At 64.2% G+C, this 19,087-nt stretch carries 15 protein-coding genes; 10 read left to right on the plus strand and 5 right to left on the minus strand.

The genetic code is table 11. The features are described from left to right. The first annotated feature begins 15 nt into the window (after nt 1-15). The 3 genes from BT173_RS04390 to BT173_RS04400 all read left to right on the plus strand — a co-directional run bounded on the left by BT173_RS04390 (nt 16) and on the right by BT173_RS04400 (nt 2,772). Nucleotides 16-381, plus strand: coding sequence for a cupin domain-containing protein (locus BT173_RS04390; protein WP_072427417.1), 366 nt, complete (start codon nt 16-18; stop codon nt 379-381). Between the two features lie 344 nt (nt 382-725). Beyond that, nucleotides 726-1,742 carry a 3-deoxy-7-phosphoheptulonate synthase gene (gene aroF / locus BT173_RS04395; RefSeq protein ID WP_072427418.1) on the plus strand — a complete coding sequence of 339 codons (1,017 nt, stop codon included), beginning with the start codon at nt 726-728 and terminating at the stop codon, nt 1,740-1,742. 163 nt (nt 1,743-1,905) lie between these two features. After that, a complete protein-coding gene (locus BT173_RS04400) occupies nt 1,906-2,772 on the plus strand; it encodes a prephenate dehydrogenase (RefSeq protein WP_084658173.1) in 867 nt (288 codons plus the stop codon). 57 nt (nt 2,773-2,829) lie between these two features. Here BT173_RS04400 and BT173_RS04405 read toward each other — a convergent pair whose 3' ends face one another. Further along, nucleotides 2,830-3,624, minus strand: coding sequence for a FecR family protein (locus BT173_RS04405; protein WP_072427420.1), 795 nt, complete (start codon nt 3,622-3,624; stop codon nt 2,830-2,832). Nucleotides 3,625-3,712: 88 nt separating this feature from the next. Further along, nucleotides 3,713-5,008, minus strand: coding sequence for an NAD(P)/FAD-dependent oxidoreductase (locus BT173_RS04410; protein ID WP_072427421.1), 1,296 nt, complete (start codon nt 5,006-5,008; stop codon nt 3,713-3,715). A gap of 165 nt (nt 5,009-5,173) precedes the next feature. On the opposite strand from BT173_RS04410, the gene BT173_RS04415 reads away from it, so the two are divergent. Further along, nucleotides 5,174-5,647 carry a VOC family protein gene (locus BT173_RS04415; protein WP_072427422.1) on the plus strand — a complete coding sequence of 158 codons (474 nt, stop codon included), beginning with the start codon at nt 5,174-5,176 and terminating at the stop codon, nt 5,645-5,647. A gap of 20 nt (nt 5,648-5,667) precedes the next feature. Here BT173_RS04415 and BT173_RS04420 read toward each other — a convergent pair whose 3' ends face one another. After that, complete coding sequence (locus BT173_RS04420) at nt 5,668-7,554, minus strand: diguanylate cyclase (protein WP_175545552.1); 1,887 nt, start codon at nt 7,552-7,554, stop codon at nt 5,668-5,670. Nucleotides 7,555-7,769: 215 nt separating this feature from the next. On the opposite strand from BT173_RS04420, the gene speB reads away from it, so the two are divergent. Together speB and BT173_RS04430 are read left to right on the plus strand one after the other, a co-directional pair. After that, on the plus strand, nt 7,770-8,735 hold the full coding sequence (speB, locus tag BT173_RS04425) for an agmatinase (protein ID WP_072427424.1): 966 nt from the start codon (nt 7,770-7,772) through the stop codon (nt 8,733-8,735). Between the two features lie 281 nt (nt 8,736-9,016). Continuing rightward, entirely contained in the window at nt 9,017-10,762 is a 1,746-nt protein-coding gene (locus tag BT173_RS04430; protein WP_072427425.1) for a M14 family metallopeptidase, read from the plus strand. A gap of 46 nt (nt 10,763-10,808) precedes the next feature. On the opposite strand, the gene lrp is transcribed toward BT173_RS04430, so the two are convergent. Continuing rightward, entirely contained in the window at nt 10,809-11,279 is a 471-nt protein-coding gene (lrp, locus tag BT173_RS04435) for a leucine-responsive transcriptional regulator Lrp (protein ID WP_072427426.1), read from the minus strand. A 257-nt stretch (nt 11,280-11,536) separates the two neighbouring features. Here lrp and putA point away from each other — a divergent pair, with 257 nt between their 5' ends. The 4 genes from putA (at nt 11,537) to BT173_RS04455 (ending at nt 18,755) form a co-directional block, all read left to right on the plus strand. Continuing rightward, a complete protein-coding gene (gene putA / locus BT173_RS04440) occupies nt 11,537-14,650 on the plus strand; it encodes a bifunctional proline dehydrogenase/L-glutamate gamma-semialdehyde dehydrogenase PutA (RefSeq protein ID WP_072427427.1) in 3,114 nt (1,037 codons plus the stop codon). A 159-nt stretch (nt 14,651-14,809) separates the two neighbouring features. Next, on the plus strand, nt 14,810-16,207 hold the full coding sequence (locus BT173_RS04445) for a methyl-accepting chemotaxis protein (RefSeq protein ID WP_072427428.1): 1,398 nt from the start codon (nt 14,810-14,812) through the stop codon (nt 16,205-16,207). A gap of 260 nt (nt 16,208-16,467) precedes the next feature. After that, nucleotides 16,468-17,442 carry a quinone oxidoreductase family protein gene (locus BT173_RS04450; RefSeq protein WP_072427429.1) on the plus strand — a complete coding sequence of 325 codons (975 nt, stop codon included), beginning with the start codon at nt 16,468-16,470 and terminating at the stop codon, nt 17,440-17,442. A 95-nt stretch (nt 17,443-17,537) separates the two neighbouring features. Then, complete coding sequence (locus tag BT173_RS04455) at nt 17,538-18,755, plus strand: Bcr/CflA family efflux MFS transporter (protein WP_139256039.1); 1,218 nt, start codon at nt 17,538-17,540, stop codon at nt 18,753-18,755. Between the two features lie 65 nt (nt 18,756-18,820). Here BT173_RS04455 and BT173_RS04460 read toward each other — a convergent pair whose 3' ends face one another. Beyond that, nucleotides 18,821-19,075: a PhaM family polyhydroxyalkanoate granule multifunctional regulatory protein gene (locus tag BT173_RS04460; protein WP_072427430.1), complete on the minus strand. Its 255-nt coding sequence runs from the start codon at nt 19,073-19,075 to the stop codon at nt 18,821-18,823. Between the last annotated feature and the right edge of the window lie 12 nt (nt 19,076-19,087).

A 19,087-nucleotide genomic window follows, 5' to 3' on the forward strand; every position in this document is an offset into this window, starting at 1 on the left:
GAAACGGAGCCCGCCATGTCGTCCATCATCGCCTTTTCCCAGCAAACCACCCTGCCTGAATACGACTTTCCGCGTGAGGCACGCCGCCTGCAGGGCAAGCCGCAACGCACTACCTGGAACCACTTCACCAACCACTCCGGCGAGGTGTTTGCCGGGGTATGGGCGTGCGAGGTTGGCAGCTGGCGCATCGAATTTGGCGCCGATGAAGATGAGTTCTTCTTTGTCACCAAAGGTCGTTGCCGCATCATCGATGAGGCGGGCGTGGCCGTTGACTGCGCGGCGGGCGAATCGCTGGTGATACCGGCCGGCTTCAAGGGGGTTTTCGAGGTGCTTGAACCGATGGAAAAACACTATGTGATCGTCGAGCGCAAGACGGCCTGAGCGCGGCTGTTAGGGAAATCCGCCGCCTGCTCAGCTGCACCGCGGCGTTTTTTCGGTTAAGCTCGGTCCACTTTCTTCAGTTTTCAGCCAGATTCACGCCATGCGTAAGCAAAACGTCTTTTTTTCGTTTTATTACTTCCCGTCCACATTTGACACGGGCTGGCCGGTTTCGCACTGAAGAAACCAGGATCAAAAAACAAGGCGGGCCCCTCAAACGGGCCCGCCTTTTTGTTTGTGCTTTTCCCGTGGGTCGATGCTTAGCGTGGCGGACTATCCTGATCACATAGTCCGGTGCGCGAAGTCCCGATCTGCCTTACCGCCGTCGCCCCGATAAAGGAAACATCATGATCATCGTTATGTCCCCCCAAGCCAGCCAGGCCGATCTCGACACTGTCGTGGCCAAGATCCGCGATGCCGGGCTCACCGAACATATTTCGCGCGGCAGCGAGCGCACCATCGTCGGCGCCATCGGCGACGAGCGCACGCTGAGCGAGCAGGCTTTCGAGCAGCTGGCTGGCGTGGAGCGCGCCATCCATATCGTCAAACCCTACAAGCTGGTCGCGCGTGAAGGTCATCCGGCCGGTTCGGTGATCGATATCCGCGGCATCAAGCTCGGTGGCAAGCAGGTGCAGGTGATTGCCGGCCCGTGCTCGGTCGAGACCCAGGAACAGATGGACCTGGCCGCCGCTGGTGTGGCCGCCGCCGGTTGTCGCATGATGCGTGGTGGCGCCTTCAAGCCGCGTACCAGCCCTTACGCATTCCAGGGCCTCGGTGTGCAGGGCCTGGAGTTCTTCCAGAAGGCCGCGCGCCAGCACGATATGCCCATCGTCACCGAGCTGATGGATGTGCGCATGCTCAATACCTTCCTTGAGCACGATGTGGACGTGATCCAGATCGGCGCGCGCAATATGCAGAACTTCGATTTGCTCAAGGAAGTCGGCCGGGTCAACAAGCCGGTGATTCTGAAGCGCGGCCTGTCGGCCACCATTTCGGAATGGCTGATGGCGGCCGAGTACATTGCCGCCGGCGGCAATAACAACATCATTCTGTGCGAGCGCGGCATCCGCACTTTCGAAACCGCCTACCGCAATGTGCTCGACGTGACAGCGATTCCGGTGTTGAAGAAGGAAACCCATCTGCCGGTACTGGTCGACCCTAGCCATGCCGGTGGCAAGGCCTGGATGGTGCCGGCGCTGGCGCGTGCCGCGGTAGCAGCGGGCGCCGATGGCCTCTTGGTCGAGATGCACCCGAATCCATGCGAAGCTTGGTGCGATGCCGACCAGGCACTGACCCCGCAGGAACTGATCGATCTGATGGGCTCGCTGCGCCTGATCGCTCAGGCGGTGGGGCGCGAGCTGTAAAGCGGACTGCTCGTCCGGCGCATGCGCTTGCAAGCAGGGCTTCCGCCATATGCTTGCAAGCGATAAGTCTTGGCGAGGCTAAGGCCAAGCATGGCAGTATCGGCGCCTTGCCGGCCCAGCCAAGGGCGGCAGCCAATATTGGATAGGGCGCATAAGCGCGGAGATTGCACGGGTGTTGAACAAACTGGTCATCATCGGCGTCGGCCTGATCGGCGGCTCATTTGCGCTCGACCTCAAGCGTGCGCGCCTGGTACGCGAGGTGGTCGGCATCGGCCGCTCGGAAGCCAATCTGGCGCGTGCGCTGCAACTGAAGGTGATTGATGCGGCCAGCCAGGATGTTGCGAGCGCGGTGCAGGATGCCGACCTCGTGCTGCTGGCCACGCCAGTCGGGCAGATGGCGGGCGTCATGGCCCAGCTGGCACGCGCCTTGCCGCACGATGCGATCGTGACCGATGCGGGCAGCACCAAGGGCGATGTGGCAGCGCTCTACCGTGCCCACCTCGGCCATCATCTGGCGCGCTGTGTGCCCGGCCACCCGATTGCCGGCTCCGATCTATCCGGTGCGGCGGCTGCCCGCTATGGCTTGTTCGAGGCCAAGAAGGTGGTGCTGACCCCGTTGGAAGAGACCAGCCCGGAGGCCCTGGCGCGCGTGCGCCTGCTCTGGGAGGCCTGTGGCGCCGAAGTGCTGCAGATGAGCGCGAGCGAGCACGATGCGGTGTTCGCCGCGGTCAGTCATCTGCCCCATGTACTGGCCTTTGCCTATGTGAACAGCCTGCTGGCGCGCCCGGATGCCGCGAGCTGTTTGCAGCTGGCCGGCAGCGGCTTTCGCGACTTCACCCGCATTGCCGGCAGCCATCCGGAAATGTGGCGCGATATCGTGTTGGCCAACCGTGGTCCGCTGCTGGCTGATCTGGCTGCCTTCAAGCAGCAGCTGGATAAGACCATCGCCCAGCTGGAAGCGGGCGATGCCGCGGCGCTCAGCGCTGACTTCCTGGCTGCAAGCCAAGTGCGCAGTGGTTGGAAACGCTGAGTTCAGTGTTGCGATAGAAAAAGCCGGCGTAGCAGCCGGCTTTTTCTATTTGGGGACTTACTGGACGCCGTGATGGCTTGGGGTGGCGTGATTATTGGTCGCATCATCGTTGCTGGAGGTAATGGCCACCACGCCCGCTATACCTACACCAACGGCAATCGTACCGGTACTGACGCCGGCGATACCGGCGCCAGACGCTGTTGAGGCGCCGGAGGCAGCTGAACCGGCTGTACTGCTGGCGGCGGCCAAGGATAGCTGCGGCAACGAACCGAATACGCCCGCCGGCAGCTGCGAGAACGACACCAGCTGGCTGGCGTTAGTGCCCAAGGTGGCGCTGTACTGGCCTGCGCTCAGCCCCAGGCTGCCTGCGGCGTTGCTGATACCAATGCCCCCGGAATTGACCCCGGTATACAAATTGTTTTGCAGCAAAGCGGCCATCCAATCGCTGCCGCGTATGCCTATGGTGGCGGTCGGGGTATTCAGGCGGAAGGCGGCCTTATTGCTTTGCCCGATCAGGCCGGTGATGGCCCGTAGGCTGCCGCGTAGCATGGAGAAGAAAGCGCTGCCCGCGCCTGGTTCCGCGCGGTTGTAGCGATATTGCTCGATGCGGAAGTCGGTGTCCTTTTCCAGCGCGATCAGCTGACCGTCATCAAAGCGCAGTAGGGCGAAGCCATTCGCGCCGGTGACGATCTTGCTGCCACTTTCCACCCGTGCCCCGCTTTCCAGCAGGCGGATGCTGCCATCGGGCAGGGTGACATTAACCTGGCCACGCGCGGTCGTGACATTGGCGGCGGCCAGGGCGTTTACACACAGGCCGAGGGCGAGCAGGGCGTGGGCAAGGCGTACGAGCATGGTGGGTCTCCGGTTTGGCGCGGCACAGGGTGTACAGACGTTGTAGCAGTTCAGCGCGGTGATGCCAGCCCGCCCACGCGGGTGCAGCTCAAAAATAATCCATCAGCCGATACCAGAGCATGCCCAGCACCAGGCTGGGCGTACGCAGTAGCTTGCCACCCGGAAAGCCCTGATGTTGGATACGGCTGAACAGCGCCAGGCGCTGCCCGTCGCCGGCAATCGCCTCGGCAATCAGCTTGCCAGCCAGGCCAGTCACCGCTACGCCATGGCCGGAGAAACCCTGGCAGAAGTACACGCTGGGGCTGAGCTGGCCCCAGTGCGGGGCGCGATTCATGGTGATGTCCACGAAGCCGCCCCAGCCATGCTCGATGGCCACATCGGCCAGCTGGGGGAAGACGCGCAGCATATCGCTGCGCATGGCCTGCTTCAGATTGGGCGGCGGAAGACCCGAGTAGCTGACCTTGCCGCCGAACAGCAGGCGGTGGTCGGCGGTCAGCCGGTAGTAATCAAGCACGAACTGATTGTCGGCCACCGCGAAGTTCGGGTTGATCAGCGACTGTGCGCGCTCGGCACCCAGGGGCGCGGTAGTGATCACATAGGTGCCGACCGGCATGATTTTGCTGCCAAGCTCAGGCGCGATCTCATCCACGAAGACATTGGCCGCCAGCACGATATGGCTAGCAGTGACGATGCCCTGCGCAGTGTGCGCCCGTGCCGGTGAACCCTGCTCGACGCGGCTGACCGGCGTCTGCTCGTAGATCTTCACCCCGGCGGCCACGGCGGCGCGTGCCAGGCCCAGTGCGTATTTGAGCGGATGGATATGCCCGCCCAAGGCGTCGTACAGGCCGCCTGCATAGCGCGGGCTGTCCAGGTGGCTGCGCAGTGTGGGCTTATCCCATAGCGTGTAATCGCGATAGCCGAAGCGCCGCTCGGCATCGTCGTGCCAGCTTTCCAGCTCACGGTACTTCTTCTCGCTCACCGCAGCGACGACATGGCCACGTTCCCAGTCGCAATCGATCTGGTGCTGGGCCACGCGCGTCTCGATGATCTCGATCGCTTCCAGCGACATATCCCAGGCCGCCTTGGCGGCCGTCTCGCCTAGCGCCTTGGCAATGGTGTCGATATCGCAGGCATAGCCATTGATGACCTGGCCGCCATTACGGCCCGAAGCCGCGTGGCCGAGCTTGGAACCCTCCAGCAGGATGACCTGAAAGCCGCGCTCGGCCAGGTTCAAGGCCGCCGAGATGCCGGCGAGCCCGCCGCCCACCACGCACACATCGCATTGCTGGCTGCCATCCAGGGCGGGAAAGTCGGGAATGGCTCCGGCGCTGGCCACATAGTAGGTATCGATATGGGTTTGCTGCTGATGGGAAAACAGGGCCATGGCTCTCTCCGCTGGGAATCGGGCCGATGCTAAAGGTGTTAAATATTATTGACAAGGCGATGCATGAATAACACGGAAGGCTGTGGCGGAATGGCCCGGATGGGCGGGCTTGCCCCGCAGGTCGGGCCGCCTAGACTGACGGGACCCAACCAGGAGGAAGTCACCATGTCCAAGACCGTTCAAGCCATTCCCGAGGGTTATCACAGCATCACCCCCTATCTGACCGTGCACGATGGCCAGGCCGCGCTGGATTTCTACCAGCGTGCGTTTGGTGCCAGCGTGGTGTTGACCATGCCCAATCCGGATGGGCGGCTCGCCCATGCCGAGATCAAGCTTGGTGATTCCCATGTGATGCTGTCGGATGAGTTCCCCGACTGGGGCGCGCTGAGCCCGAAGACCCTGGGTGGCCGCAGCGGCACGCTGATGTTCTATGTGCAGGATGTGGACGCGGTAGTGGCGCGCGCGGTGGCGGCCGGTGCCAAGCTCGATCGCCCGGTAGCCAACCAGTTCTACGGCGACCGGGTGGGCAGCGTCAGCGATCCCTTCGGTCACAGCTGGCATATCGCCACCCATATCGAAGACCTGAGCGAGGCCGAGCTGCAACAACGCATGCAGACCTGGTCGGCCGAGAACCCGTGAAGCAGGTCTGATTGCATGGCCTAGTGGCCGAGCTGGGTGTTCGGCCCGACCGGCTCGGATAGGCAGAGCCGGTCGCGACCACGCTGCTTGGCCTGGTACATGGCGGCATCGGCGCGTTGCAGCAGTTTTTCGAAGGACTCGCCCGCCTGTACCTGGGCAGCACCCATGCTGAAGCTGATGCGCAACTCGCTCGGCAAACCGTCCACACTTTGCGCACGCACGGCTTCGCGCATGCGCTGGAACACATGGTCGATTTCCGCCAGTGAGGTGCTGGGCATGACCAGCAGCCATTCCTCACCGCCGATGCGCCCAAGCCGGTCGCCGCGCCGCAGTACGCCCTGGCCTGCACTGGCAAAGCTGCGCAGCACGGCGTCGCCCTGCTCGTGGCCGAACTGATCATTGATGGCCTTGAAGTGATCGAGATCGATGACCGCCAGGCTATAAGGCTGGTCGATTTCGCGGCAGATCAACAGCTGGCGCCGTGCATAGGCGAGGATATGGCGCCGGTTCGGTGCGCCGGTCAGCTCATCCAGCAGCGCCAGGTCGGCAAAGCGGCGCTTCTGGCGCACCTGACGCAGCAGCAGCACCGCCAGCGCCAGTGCCAAGACAAGGCTGAAACCCAGGCCCAGCCACAGCAGCAGGCGGCGGCTCTGGCCGGCCTGCAGCTCGGCCGCTTGGCGGCGTTGCTCCGACTTGAGCAGCGCATTCTCGGCCTCGCGCCGCTCGGTTTCGAAGCGCGCCTGCATCTCGCTCAGCAGTTGGCGATTGAGCTGATCGTTATTGGTCCGATAGCTGCGCGCCCAGCTTTCCAGCTCGGCCAGGGCGGCTGGGTATTGCCCGAGCGCCTTGTAGACGCGGCTGGCTGCCTCATGCAAGGCCAGTTCGCGGCGCGGATTCGGCGCGCTTTCCAGCAGGACGCGCGCCTGGTTCAGTGCCTGGCTGGCCCGGCTGCTGAAGCGCGGCCCGCTCAGCGCCAGTGCCTCGGCACGCGCGCTCTGGCTGGCAAAGCGCATTTCCAGATTGTCCCCGCGCTCAAATTCGAGCAAGGCCTGGTCGAATAGGCCCAGTGCCTGGCTGGCCCGGCCTTGGGCGAGCAGGATCAGCCCCAGCCGGTAGCGGGCAAACGCCACGCCGGTCTCATCCTTCAGCGCTTCGGAATAGGCGAGCGCTTCGCGCAATGTGCGCTCTGCCTGCGGCAGCTGATTGCTCAGATGCAGGCTGGCGCCGAGGTTGTAGAGGCGTATCGACAGCGCATGACGGTTATGGCGCGGGTCCAGCCCGGCCAGCGCGCGCTGGTAATAGGCGGCCGCCTCACCGTGGTTGTCCATCGCGCTGTACAGATTGCCGATGTCGTTGAGCGCATTGCTGGCCGCCTGGGCCAGACCCAGTTCGCTGAACTGCTTGTGCGCGCGCAGCAGCAGCGGCAAGGCTTCGCTGATGCGGCTCTCATCCTGCAGCAGCTGCGCCTTTTCCACATAGGCGAGCGCCTGCTCCTCGCCCAGCGGATATTGGCGCGCCAGGCTGAACACCGCCTCCACCGCACGGTGCGCGGCGCCGATATCACCGAGCTGGGCCAGGCGGCGCGATTCGGCCAGGCCCAGCCTTGACTGCGCACGCGGGTCGGCCAGGGCCTTGGCCAGCTGCTGGCCGCGCGCCAGCAGGGTGCCGAGCTCGCTGAATTCCTCGATAGTGAGCTTGGCTTCAATCAGCAGCAAGATGGCGGCCAGCTCATCGCGCTGCGCGCCCTGTTGCCGATAGCTGTCCAGCAGCTGACGCAGCTCGCTGCTCAGGCTGACCGGGTCGTCATTCAGACGCTGCTTGAGGGCCGTCCAGTCGCTGGCGGCCTGCGCCATGGGCAGGGCAAGCCAGAGCAGCATCAGGGCGTGGAGGAGGGGGCGTGCGGACATGCCGTCTCTTGGTGGCGGATTCCCTAGAACAATATGCCAAAGGCCTGCTGCTTGCCCGGGTGGATGCATATCCGCGATCAAGGCGCTAAGCTGCGCGCTGCGAGTCTTCCCGCTCGCGCAGCCTCCACGCGTCGGCTGTTGAAAGATGGACGGGAGCCGCCTGGGCCGGACCTGCATTGCTGCGACCGGCCGGACGCAATCGGAGAGATGTCGCAATGACCCAACCGATCCTTGGCGACGGCGCTATCCGTCGCCCTTCCCTGTATGGCAGCAGTATTGAAAACACCTATGCCGGCGTGCTCAGCTTCATGCGCCGCCGCTACACGCGCGAGCTGGCTGGCGCCGATGTAGTGATCAGCGGCGTGCCGCTCGATCTGGCCGTCACCTTCCGCCCTGGCGCACGGCTGGGGCCAGCCGCCATCCGTGCCGCCAGCGTGCAACTGGCCGAGCTCAAGCCCTATCCCTGGGGCTTCGATCCCTTCGAGGAATTAGCGGTCATCGACTACGGCGATTGCTGGTTCGATGCGCACAATCCGCTCAGCATCGTGCCCAGCATCGTCGAGCACGCGCGCACCATCCTGGCCTCGGGTGCCAAGATGCTGACCTTCGGCGGTGATCATTTCGTCACCTATCCGCTTTTGAAGGCGCATGCCGAAAAATTCGGCGCACCGCTGTCGCTGATTCATTTCGACGCCCACTGCGACACCTGGGCCGACGATAGTCCGGACAGCCTCAACCACGGCACCATGTTCTACAAGGCGGTCAAGGAGGGCTTGATCGATCCCAAGACCTCGGTCCAGGTCGGCATCCGCACCTGGAACGACGACTTCATGGGCATCCATATCATCGACGCCCCCACCGTGCATGCAATCGGCGCTCAGGCTACGCTCGAGCGCATCCTGGCCATCGTCGGCCAGAACCCCGCCTATCTGACCTTCGATATCGACTGCCTGGACCCCGCTTTTGCGCCTGGTACCGGCACGCCAGTGCCGGCTGGCCTGTCCAGCGCCCAGGCGCTGCACATCGTGCGCGGCATGGGGCCGGTGAATCTGGTCGGCATGGATGTGGTGGAGGTGTCGCCACCATTCGACCAGAGCGAGATCACTGCGCTGGCCGCCGCGCATATCGCCGCCGACCTGCTATGTGTGCTGCGCAACCAGAAGTTGGCACGCGCGGGCTAAAGCAGTTACTGCGCGACAAAACGCCCCGCTTGCGGGGCGTTTTTGCATTTTCCCCACAGCGCGCGTGCCGTTCGGCGGCTGCGCAGCAGCCGTTTTGTCATATGCCATGCTGATTCAGATCAGGGCCCGAGTTGCTTAGCCAGTGCGGGCCCGCAGCATTCACCGCCCCGTCGGCCTGCATGGCGACGGGGCGGTGAACTTGGATGCCGGCCGTCACAAACGCGCCGGCATCGGCTGGGGTCCTTGGATCCCGAACATCGCTACCCACAAGGAGTAAACAGATGTCCGATCAGAAGATTGCATGGCTGGCGCTGGGGATGAGCTTGTACACCCCGCTGGCCTGGGCGCACGGTGCAACGGATGCCGCCGCCCGCATGGAGATGCAGCAGCGCTTGGAGGAAGAAAAAACCGCCGATAACGTCTACAAGGCGTATTTCCCGAATCTGGCCACCGCGCGCAAGGCGGCCATCAGCTTCCACCATGCCTTGCTGGAAGCGCATTACGAGGAGGGGTATCTGGTACTGGAACTGAACCGCGAGGAGATGGCTGAGCTGCGCCGCTTCGGCTTTCGCATCAAGCCGGCCACCGAGTTCCTGGCCCAGCGCAAGCAGATGATTGAGCAGGTGCAGGCGTTGAATCTCAAGCGCGCGGCGGCGGGCGAGGGCGGGCCCGATGTGGGCGTGTATGCGATCCCCGGCTATTCCTGCTACGAGACGGTGGAGGAGAGCTTCGCGGCCGCGGCCGGCTTTGTCAGCAGCAAGCCCAACCTGGCCAGCTGGATTGATATCGGCGATTCCTGGCAGAAGAAGAATGGTTTGGGCGGCTACGATATGCGTGTGCTCAAGCTGACCAATAGCGCGATCGCAGGCAGCAAGCCCAAGCTGTTCATCAATAGCGCCATCCATGCGCGCGAGTACACCACCGCGCCGCTGACGCTGGAGTTCGCACGCTGGCTGGTCAATGGCTATGGCAGCAATGCCGATGCGACCTGGATCCTCGATCACCACGAGGTGCACCTGTTGCTGCAGAGCAACCCGGACGGGCGCAAGAAGGCCGAGGGCGGGCTGTCCTGGCGCAAGAACACCAACCAGGCTTACTGCGGCGCAACCAGCAATAACCGCGGTGCCGACCTGAACCGCAACTTCAGCCAGAGCTGGAATTCCACCGGCGGCTCGGGCTCCAGCGGCAATGCCTGCGATCTGACCTATCGCGGCCCCTCGGCGGGTTCCGAGCCCGAGGTGCAGGCGATCCAGAACTATGTGCGCTCGTTGTGGCCCGATCAGCGCGGCCCGAATGTCGGCGATGCGGCGCCGGCCACCACCAGCGGCATCCATATCGATATCCACAGCTATAGCCAGCTGGTGTTGTGGCCCTGGGGTGACCGCTCCACCCCGGCGCCGAATGGCACGGCCTTGCAGACGCTGGGGCGCAAGTTCGCCTTCTTCAATAACTACACGCCGCAGCAGTCGGTCGGTCTCTACCCGACTGATGGCACCAGCGATGCGGTCAGCTATGGCGAGCTGGGCGTGGCGGCTTACACGATAGAGCTGGGCACTTCCTTCTTCCAGAGCTGCTCGACCTATAACAGCACGATCAAGCCGCAGAACCTGAATGCGCTGATCTACGCCGCCAAGGTGGTGCGCACACCCTATCTGACTCCGTCCGGCCCCGATGTGACCAGCGTGACCCTGGGCGGCACGGCGGCCACTACCGGTGTGCCGCGCGGTACCCAGGTCAGCCTGAGCGCCAGCGCCACCGATACCCGCTTCCGCAACAGCAATGGCACCGAACCGACGCAGAACATTGCTGCGGTCGAGTACTACATCGACACCCCGCCCTGGGTGGCCGGTGCCACGCCGGTGGCGCTGGCGGCCAGCGATGGCAGCTTCAATGCCAAGACCGAAGCGGCCAGCGGTACGATTGCCACCAGCGGGCTCAGCGTAGGGCGCCATCTTGTCTATGTGCGCGCACGTGATGCGGGTGGTAGCTGGGGCGCGGTGACGGCGTCCTTCCTGCAGCTGAACTAAGTGCGGTGGGACCCGGTCGCTGCTTGGCCGGGTCCTTTGCGCCGACTTAATTTGGGATGTGAATGGCCCCCGATTCCTTCACTTCCTCCATCACCGCATAGGTATGGGTTTCGCGCACGCCAGGCAGGCTGAGCAGGGTGTGGCCGAGGAAGTCGCGGTAGGCCTTCATATCGCGCACGCGCGCCTTGACCAGATAGTCAAAGCCGCCGGCCACCATATGGCATTCCTGTACCTCGCTTCTATCCAGCACCGCTACCTTGAAGCGCTCGAACACATCGGGCGTGGTGCGGTCGAGCAGCACCTCCACGAAGACCAAGAGGCCGGCCTCCAGCAGCTCCGGGTTCAGGCGCGCGCCATAGCCGAGGATAAAGCCCTCGCGCGTCAGCCGCTTGACCCGCTCCAGGCAGGCGGTAGCCGACAGGCCGACCCGCTTGGCAAGGTCTACATTGGCAATACGGCCATCAGTCTGCAGCTCGCGCAGTATCTTTCTGTCGATCCGGTCAAGTTGGCTGTTCATTGGATATTTCAATATGAAGTGGTGTTTAGGCCGGATTTTATCCTGTTGAATGGCCTGAAAACAGCAGCACATTCGAAGGTAGAGTCCGTAGGATTCGCCCCGCTGCGCTGCCTGGAGCAAGGGGTGGCGCAAGGCGGGGTTTCTGGCGCTGCGTAAGCGGTGAGCCGGGCCGCTACGACAGCCCGCAGGCAGCAGCGGGCAGTATTGATTGGGCAGTGGCGCGCGGCGCGCTGCCCCCGTGCACAAGGTAGGGCTCCATGACACTCCTGTATTCCGATCTCCCCCCCAGCTTGCCGAGCTTTGCCGCGATCCAGGCCAATCTGTTCCGCGATGAGGTCGACGCGGTCAGCAGCCTGTTGCCAGCCGCCCGGCTGAGCGAGCAGGCCGAGAAGGCCGTGCATGTGCGCGCGCTATCGCTGGCGCAAGGTGTGCGCCAGGCGGCCAGCAAGAACCATTTCGAGGCCTTTCTGCAAAGCTATGGCCTGGGCAGCGAAGAAGGCCTGGCGCTGATGGCGCTGGCCGAGGCGCTGCTGCGTATTCCCGATACCGACTGCCAGGACAGGCTGATCCGCGATCTGCTCGAGAACAAGGACTGGCGCCGCTCGCAGGCCGCCACCTGGCTGGTGTCGGCCGCCAGCCGTGCGCTCTTGTTCACCGATGGCTGGATCGAAGCGTCCGAAGGTCGCCACTGGTTCGACCGCCTATTGCGCAAGCTCGGTGAACCGGTGCTGCGCACCGCGATGAAGACCGGCATGAAGCTGATGGCCGAGCACTTCGTGGTGGGCGAGACGATTGAGCAGGCACTCGACAATGCCGACCCGCGCTGGCGCTATTCCTACGACATGCTGGGCGAAGCGGCGCTGACCGAAGACGACGCACGCGGTTACTTCGCCGCCTATCACGAAGCGATTGCCGCGCTGGGTAAGCGGGCCGATGCCCATACCGGCTTCGCGCGCCAGTCCATCTCGGTCAAGCTGTCGGCCATCCATCCGCGCTATGAATTCGCCAAGCAGAACAGGGTGATGCGCGAGCTCTACCCGCGCCTCCTGGAACTTGCGCAGGCAGCGGCCAAGGCTGACCTCGTATTCAGCATCGATGCCGAAGAGAGCGAGCGCCTGGAGATTTCGCTCGCCCTGTATGAAAAGCTGGTGCGCGAACCTAGCCTGAAGGATTGGCGCGGCATGGGCCTGGTGGTGCAGGCCTATCAGAAGCGCGCACCTTTCGTGATTGACTGGCTGGCTGACCTCGCGCGCGACACCGGCCGCGTGCTGCCGATCCGCCTCGTCAAAGGCGCTTACTGGGATAGCGAGATCAAGCGCGCCCAGCAGGGCGGCCTGCCCGGCTACCCGGTGTATACCCGCAAGGGCCATACCGATGTCGCCTATATGGCCTGTGCGCGCAAGATGCTCGACTATGGCCCGGGCGTGTTCTACCCGCAGTTCGCCAGCCACAATGCCCAGACCCTGGCCTGGATCATGGAGCTGACCCGCGACAGCGACCGGCAGTTCGAAATCCAGCGCCTGCACGGCATGGGCGAAGCGCTGCATACGCTGATCCACCAGCGCGAAGGCGTGGCCAGCCGCGTGTACGCGCCGGTCGGCCGCTTCCATGCGCTGCTGCCTTATCTGGTGCGCCGCCTGCTGGAAAACGGCGCCAATTCCTCCTTCGTGCACCAGCTGGCCGATACCCGCGTGCCGCTTGAAGCGATCGCCGACAACCCGGCCGAACGCATTGCTCGTAACCCGATTACCACCGGCGTGATTGCCCCCAGCGAAGTCTTCGCGCCGCGCCGCAATAGCCAAGGATTCGCCATGACCGACACACTTGCCCTCGCACCTTTGCGCCAACAACTGGCTGCCCTGGAAAACCAACGCTTCCATGCCAGCCCCATCGTCGGCGGCCAGCGCCGCACCGGTACCGCCCAGCCGCGCGTCAGCCCTATCGACAGCCGGCGCGAAATCGGCAGCCTGGTGGCCAGCGATGCCAGCGCAGTCGAACTGGCCCTGAACTTGGCCGATGCGGCGCAGGATGCCTGGGCCGAGACGGCCGCCAACCAGCGCGCCGCGATGCTGGAAAAGGCTGCTGATCTGCTTGAAGCACGCCAGGCCGAGTTCCTCTGGCTGCTCAGCCGCGAGGCCGGCAAGACCCTGCCCGATGCACTGGGCGAGCTACGCGAGGCAGTCGACTTCTGCCGCTACTACGCACATGAAGCACGCCGCCTGATGGGCAGCGCGATTGCCCTGCCGGGCGTAACCGGTGAAGCAAACGAGTTGCGCCTGACCGGCCGTGGCCCGTTTATCGCGATTGCCCCGTGGAACTTCCCGCTGGCCATCTTCCTTGGCCAGATCACCGCCGCGCTGGCGGCCGGCAATACCGTGATCGCCAAGCCCTCGCGCCGCACCCCGCTGATCGGCATGCGGGCCATCGAGGCGCTGCTGGATGCCGGCATCCCGGCCGATGTGCTCCACTACCTGCCGGGTGAGTCGGGCGGCCTGTCCGACAAGCTACTCGGCGACGCGCGTGTGGCCGGCGTGGCCTTTACCGGCTCGACTGGTGCAGCCTGGAAGATCAACCGCACGCTGGCTGCGCGCGATTCCAGCATCGCCAGCCTGATCGCCGAAACCGGCGGCCTGAACGCGATGATTGCCGACAGCTCGGCCCATGTGGAGCAGCTGATCCTTGATGTGCTGATGAGCGCCTTCAACTCGGCCGGTCAGCGCTGCTCGGCGCTGCGCATCCTGCTGGTGCAGGACGATATCGCCGATGCGGTGATCGAACGGGTGGGCAAGGCCATGCAGGAGCTGCGTCTGGGCGATCCGCTGCAGCTGGAAACCGATATCGGCCCGACCATCGACACGCTGTCGCAGCGTGATCTGCAAGCTTATTGCGACAAGCTCGCGCAAAGCGCCAAGCTGATCGGCAAGACGCCGCTGCCGCAAGGCCTGGAAAACGGCTGCTTCTTCGCCCCGCAGGCGTTTGAAGTGAGCCTGGATGCGCTGCCTACGGTGGAAACCTTCGGCCCGGTGCTGCATATCGCCCGCTTCAAGAGCGACGGTCTGGAAGACGCCGTACACCGCGTCAACAAGCTCGGCTTTGGCCTGACCATGGGCGTGCACACGCGTCTGGATAGCACGGTGGCCTTAGTGCGCCGCCTGGCCAAGGTTGGTAATCTGTATATCAACCGCAACCAGATCGGCGCCGTGGTCGGCTCGCAACCGTTTGGTGGCGAAGGCCTGTCCGGCACCGGCTTTAAGGCCGGCGGCCCGCACTATCTGCTGCGCTTCGCGGCCGAGCGCACGGTGACCGTAAATACCGCCGCGGTGGGTGGCAATGTGAAGCTGATGGCAGGCGGCGAAGGCGAGCACGCCTGATCCTGGCCCTTCACCCAAAAAAGCCCGCCCGCTGGCGGGCTTTTTTGCACCCGGCTGGCGCTGGGCGCGCAGCGGAGGTGGCACACAGCACGGTTTTGCTACCTTGCGCGCCTATCCGTAGGCTAGGATGAAGCGTCTCGAAGTTCCGATAGGTCCGCCGTGTTCGACTTCAAAAGCATCAGCCTCAAGCTCAACCTGATCTTCGTTGCCATTGTGACCGTGGTGCTGGCCAGCTTCGGCGCCTACAACTACGAACGCACGCAGACGCGCCTCTATCAGGATCGCCAGGCCGCGGTCACACGCATCCTGAATCGCCTGTCGCTGTCGCTACCGGTGGCGGTGTGGAATTTCGACCTGACCCAATCCGAGCAGATCGTCCGCTCGGAAATCAATCGCAGCTTCATTCTTGGTCTGGTGGTCAAGGCCGAGGACAAGGCCTTCCTGGCGCTGCGCCGCAGCCCCGAGGGCAAGGTGGAAAGCGGTGCACCGCTGGCCGAGGCCGGCACCACGCAAAGAGTGGCCGAGCTGCGCTACATGGCCAATGGCAATCAGCGCATTGTCGGCAAGATCGAACTCACGCTCAGCAACCGCGATATCGAGGAGGAGCTGAGCAGCAATCTGCGCTTCATGGTGCTGCAGATCGTGCTGCTGGATGCAGTGCTGGTGCTAGCGCTGTTCGTGGCGCTGCGCCGCTATGTGGTCAACCCGCTCCAGCATGTGAACAAGGCGCTGGCCGCCGTGGCCTTGGGCGACCTGACCGTGGTGCCGCCCGAATCGACGCGTGATGAGCTTGGCCAGCTGGCGGCCGCCACCCGGCGTATGAGCCAGACCCTGGCCGCCGTCATCGGCAAGGTGCGCGCCTCGACCGAAACCGTCAGCGATGCAGCTGCGCAGATCAGCGGCGCGGCCATGTCGCTCTCGGCCAGCAGCAGCAGCCAGGCTGCCAGCGTGGAGGAAACCAGCGCCTCGATGGAACAGGTGACCGCCTCAGTGGCGCTGAACACCGAGAATGCGCGCGCCACCGATGCGATTGCCAACCAGAACGTCGAGCAGGCCGAATCGGGCGGCGATGCGGTGCGTAAGACGGTGACGGCCATGAACCAGATTGCGCAGAAGATCGGCGTGATCGACGATATTGCCTACCAGACCAATCTGCTGGCGCTGAATGCCGCTATCGAGGCCGCGCGCGCCGGCACGCATGGCAAGGGTTTCGCCGTGGTGGCCCAGGAAGTGCGCAAACTGGCTGAGCGCAGCCAGAACGCCGCGCGCGAGATCGGCGAGCTGGCGAGTGAAAGTGTCGAGCTGGCCAATCAGGCCGGCCGGTTGTTCGATGTGATGGTGCCCAGCATCCGCAAGACCGCGCTCTTGGTGCAGGAGATATCCGCTGCATCGAGCGACCAGACCAATGGCATCGAGCAGATCCATTCCGGCGTCAGCCAGATCAGCCTGTCCATGCAGTCGAATGCGGCGGCGGCCGAGGAGTTGTCCGCCACCGCCACCGCGATGACCGACCAGGCTGCCGAGCTGCGTGAAATGGTTGCGTATTTCAAGACCTGAGCACTGCCCGCCCATTAGGGAAGCGCTGATGCATTCGCTGATCGAGCGAAGCGCGGCTCCCTCCAAGCCCGTGCAACTTGGACTTCCGTCGCGGCGGCGGGGGCGGGGGGTGTGGAATGAAACAGCGAGGAATCATTGAGTTATCGCGTCGATTTGCACCCGGCTTTGCCGGGTGGTGAGCTGGTCGTCGAGTAATCGAGTAAATCAGCGCTTTCCCGGCGCCCGCATCCAAGCATGCGGGCTTTTTATTGGAACCCGTCATGACCGAGATGATCCGCTTCCACCAGACCGGTGGCCCCGAGGTATTGCAGCTGGAACAGGTGGAGCTGGGCGAACCCGGCCCCGGCCAGGTGCGCATCCGCCAGCAGGCGATTGGCCTCAACTTCATCGACATTTATCACCGTGCCGGTCTCTACCCGCTGCCACTGCCTTCGGGCCTCGGCAGTGAGGCCGCCGGGCTGATTGAGGTGGTGGGTGAGGGCGTCAGCGAGTTCCAGGTCGGCGACCGGGTCGGCTATTGCAGCGGCCCGCAGGGCGCTTATGCGCAGGCGCGCATCATGCCGGCCGACAAGCTGATCAAGCTGCCCGAGGCAATCAGCTTTGAGACGGCTGCCGCCATGCTGCTGCAGGGCCTGACCGCCGAATACCTGCTGCGCCGCACCTATGCCGTGCAGGCGGGTGACGCGGTGCTGATTCATGCCGCAGCCGGCGGGGTGGGGCAGATCGCCGTGCAATGGGCGAAGGCACTGGGTGCCACCGTGATCGCCACCGCCGGCGGGGCGGCCAAGTGCGCGCGCGTGCGTGCGCTGGGGGCCGATGTGGTGATCGACTACCGCAGCGAGGACTTCGTGGCCGCTACCCGTGCGGCCACCGCGGGGCGCGGCGTGCGGGTCGTTTACGACGGGGTCGGCAAGGACACCTTCGCCGGCTCGCTAGACTGCCTGGCGCCGCGCGGCCTGATGGTCAGCTATGGCAATGCCTCCGGTCCGGTGCCCGATATCGCGCCGCTGCTGCTGGCCCAGAAGGGCTCGCTCTTCCTGACCCGGCCCACGCTGGGCCATTACATCGCTAGCCGCGCCGAGCTCTTGGCTGCCGCCGAGGCTCTGTTCGCCGTGGTGATCAGCGGGGCGGTGCAGATCGAGATTGCCCAGCGCTATCCGCTTCAGCAGGCGGCCCAGGCGCATCGCGATCTGGCCGAGCGGCGCACCACCGGCTCCACCATCCTGCTGCCCTGAAGCGCTGTCCGCCGATTCGGTGCGCAACTGTCTCGGGTAAAGTGACTTTAAAGTCAGTAATCTTCGCACCATCTATTCGTAATGGCAGTGCTTTCATGTCGTCCACCCACTCCGAACCGTCCCGCGCCGGCCTGATCCTGCTGCTGGCCGGACTGGCCATGTTCGGCCCGTTCTCCATCGACACCATCTTCCCCATGTTCCCGCAGATGGAACAGGCGCTGCAGATCGGCCCAGTGCAGATGCAGCAGACCATCAGCGTCTATCTGTTCGCCTATGGTCTGATGTCGCTGCTGCATGGCCCGCTGTCCGATGCCTTGGGGCGGCGCGTGGTGGTGCTAGTGGGCGTGGCGGTGTTCGTGCTGGCCTCGATAGGCTGCGCGCTGTCCAGCTCGCTGTGGCAGCTCTTGCTGTTCCGTGCGCTGCAGGGGGTGTCGGCCGGCTCGGGGCTGATTGTCGGGCGCGCCATCATCCGCGACCGTTTCAGCGGTGCTGAAGCGCAGCGCGTCATGTCACGCATCACCATGGTGTTCGGCGTGGCACCGGCCATCGCGCCCATCATCGGCGGCATCATCGGTACCCGTTTCGGCTGGGCGGCGATCTTCTGGTTCCTGGCCCTGTTCGCCTTGGTGCTGCTGGCCACCAGCTGGCGCTGGCTGCCGGAAACCCATCCGCGCGCAGCGCGCGTGCCACTGGCCCCGTTGCCGCTATTCGCGCGCTACTTCGATCTGCTGCGCAATCCGCGCTTCACCTGGCTTAGCCTGTCCGGGGCGCTGAACTTCTCCGCGCTATTCATCTATATCGCCTCGGCGCCGGCCTTCGTGCTCCAGCATCTGCAGCTCGATGCAACCGAGTTCGGCTATTTCTTTGTACCGGCCATCATCGGCATGATGAGCGGCGCCTGGTTGTCCGGCCGGCGTGCCGGCCGCTATAGCCCGGCCTCGAATGTGCAGCTTGCCTACCGTGTCATGCTGCTGGCCGGCGGCGCCAATCTCGTTTACTGCGCCTTGGCGCCCAGTATCGCCTGGCCCTGGGCGGTGATCCCGGTGATGATCAATGGCGCCGGCATCTCGCTGGCTTTCCCCACCCTGACCCTGCTGCTGCTTGATCTTTATCCACAGGAGCGCGGCACGGCTTCCTCGCTGCAGGCCTTTATCCAGCTGATGACCAGCTCGCTGGTGGCCGGGCTGATCTCGCCCTGGCTGGCACCGCAGCCGCTCTACCTGGCGATGGGCGCGGTGGCGGCCACGGCGCTGGGCCTACTGAGCTGGCGCATGGCGCTGCGCGCGGGTGTGCAGGCCGATCAGTTCCACTGATCGCGATGAGCTAGCCCGATGAAAAAACGCTGCCCAAGGAAGCGTTTCTTCTTGCCGGCAGGCGGCTAGTGATTATCACCCGCAGCCTTGTCACGCGGCTTGAGTGCGGCGAGGCTGGCCTGCTGTAGCTCCAGCGCCCGTATGCTCATCTGCAGCATGCCAACCTGCATGCTCAACCAGTGCTCAACCGTGCGTAGCTCGGCAATCTTGCGTGCGCATTCCTCCTCGGTCAGCGGCGGCATAAAGGGCTGCATATTCTCCATCGGCTTGAAGAACTGCTGGAAAAACGCAAACGGATTGCTGTTATTGGGATCGCTCATGCTTCCTCCTGG

Source organism: Chitinimonas taiwanensis DSM 18899, assembly GCF_900119825.1.
GTDB classification, from domain to species: Bacteria; Pseudomonadota; Gammaproteobacteria; order Burkholderiales; family Chitinimonadaceae; genus Chitinimonas; species Chitinimonas taiwanensis.